This is a genomic window from Micromonospora sp. D75, assembly GCF_018070405.1.
Lineage (GTDB): Bacteria > Actinomycetota > Actinomycetes > Mycobacteriales > Micromonosporaceae > Micromonospora > Micromonospora chalcea.
On sequence record NZ_JAGPXV010000784.1, the window covers coordinates 1 to 2372 of the forward strand.

At 73.9% G+C, this 2372-nt stretch carries 2 protein-coding genes; both read right to left on the minus strand.

All coding sequences use genetic code 11. The annotated features are described in order from the left end of the window. Positions 1-1002, minus strand: a 1002-nt coding sequence (locus KBX39_RS28980; protein ID WP_210873586.1) for a beta-ketoacyl synthase N-terminal-like domain-containing protein, incomplete at its 3' end; no start/stop codon positions are given. A 36-nt stretch (positions 1003-1038) separates the two neighbouring features. Beyond that, on the minus strand, positions 1039-2372 hold a 1334-nt coding region (locus KBX39_RS28985; protein WP_210873587.1), incomplete at its 5' end, for a beta-ketoacyl reductase.

A 2372-nucleotide genomic window follows, 5' to 3' on the forward strand; every position in this document is an offset into this window, starting at 1 on the left:
GACGTCGGCGGAGCCGAGCCGGGCGTTGGCGAGGGCCTGGCGGATGACCCGCTGCTGAGAGGGGCCGTTGGGGGCGGTCAGCCCGTTGGAGGCGCCGTCCTGGTTGACGGCGCTGCCGCGCAGCACGGCGAGGACCGGGTGGCCGTTGCGTTCGGCGTCGGCCAGCCGCTCCACGACGAGCACGCCGCCGCCCTCGCCCCAGCCGGTGCCGTCCGCGCCGGCCGCGAAGGCCCGGCACCGGCCGTCGACGGACATGCCGCGCTGCCGGGAGAAGACGACGAACACGCCGGGGGTGACCATGACGGTGACGCCACCGGCGATGGCCAGGTCGCACTCGCCGCGGCGCAGGGCGTTCACGGCGAGGTGCAGGGCCACCAGCGAGGAGGAGCAGGCGGTGTCCACGGTGACGGCCGGGCCGTTGAGGCCGAGGGTGAACGAGATCCGGCCGGACGCCACGCTCGTGGTGTTGCCGGTGCCGATGTACATGTCGACGCCCTCTGGCACGTTCGGCAGACCCATGCCGTAGTTCGAGGTGCTCAGCCCGACGAAGACACCGGTGGAGCTGCCGCGCAGCGACAGCGGGTCGATGCCGGCCCGCTCGACGGCCTCCCAGGACGTCTCCAGCAGCAGCCGCTGCTGCGGGTCCATGGCGAGGGCCTCACGCGGCGAGATCCCGAACAGGGACGGGTCGAAGTCACCGGCGCCGTCGAGGAACCCGCCGATGCGGGTGTAGCTCTTGCCCGGCTTGTTCGGGTCGGGGTCGTAGAGCGCCTCCAGGTCCCAGCCCCGGTCGTCCGGGAACTCGGTGAGCGCGTCCCGGCCGTCGGCGACAAGCTCCCACAGGTCCTCCGGCGACCGCACGCCACCCGGGAAGCGGCAGCTCATCGAGACGATGGCCAGCGGCTCCTGGTCGCGGGCCTCGACGGTCTGCAGCTTGCGCTTGGTGTCGTGCAGGTCGGCTGTCACCCGCTTCAGGAAGTACCGCAGCTTGTCGTCGCTCATCGGGTGGCCCCTGCCTCGGTCCGAAGGTTGGTCATCTCAGGAGATTCCAAACTCTTTGCTGATGAAGTCGAAGATCTCGTCGTCGCTGGCCGAGTCGAGGTCTGGCCGGTCCGGTTCGACGGCGGGCCCGGCCGCCAGGTCGGACGCCTTGGCGAGCAGGTCCTGCATCCGGGCGGTGAACCGGGCGCGGGCCGCCGGGTCGAGCGGGATGGCGGTGAGCAGGCTCTCCACCGTGTCGATGCCCTGGAAGAGCGGCTGGGTGGAGGGCGCCGCGTCGGCGGCGATCTCGCTCGTCAGCTTCTCGGCGAGCGCCGTCGGCGTCGGGTAGTCGAACACGAGCGTCGCCGGCAGCCGCAGGCCGGACAGGCTGTTGAGCCGGTTGCGCAGGTCGACGGCGGTGAGCGAGTCGAAGCCCAGGTCGGTGAAGAGCCGGTTCGGGTCGACCGCGTCCGAGCCGGCGTGGCCGAGGACGGCGGCGTTGTTCGCGCGTACCACGTCGAGCACCACCTTGAGCCGCTCCGGGGCGGCCAGTCCGGCGAGCCGCCGGCCGAGCTGCACCCCGCCGGAGCGGGCACCGGTGGCGTCCATGGAGCGTCGCAGCGGCACCCGGACCAGGGCCCGGAGCATGGGCGCGAGGGTGCCGGTCTCCGCCTGCCCGCGCAGCGTCCCGACGTCCAGGCGCATCGGCAGGACGGTTGCCGCGTCGAGCCGCCACGCGGCGTCGAAGAGATCCAGCGCCTGTTCGGTGGCCAGGCCGGTGGCGCCCTGCTCGGCCATCCGCCGCACGTCGTCGCCGCCGAGGTGGCCCGTCATGCCGCTGGCCTGCGCCCACAGGCCCCAGGCGAGCGAGATGCCGGCGAGCCCGCGTGCCCGGCGGTGCGCCGCGAGGGCGTCGAGGAAGGCGTTCGACGCCGCGTAGTTGGACTGGCCGGCGCTGCCCAGCGTGGCCGCCGCCGACGAGAACAGGACGAAGGCCGCGAGGTTCGCGTCGGCCGTGAGGCGGTGCAGGTGCCAGGCGGCGTCGATCTTCGGCACGGCGACCGCGTCCACGCGTTCGGGGGTCATCGACTCCAGCACGCCGTCGTCGAGGACGCCGGCGGCGTGCACCACGGCGGTGAGCGGGTGCGCTGCCGGCACCCCGGCCAGCAGCGCCGACAGGGCCTCGGGGTCGGCGGCGTCGCAGGCCGCGACGGTCACCTCCGTACCGGTGCCGGCGAGTTCGTCGACCAGGTCGCCGATCCCCTCGGCCGCCGCGCCGCGCCGCCCGGCCAGCAGCAGGTGCCGTACGCCGTGGCTGGTGGCGAGGTGGCGGGCCAGGATGCGGCCCAGCACGCCCGTGCCGCCGGTGATCAGCACGGTGCCGGCCGGGT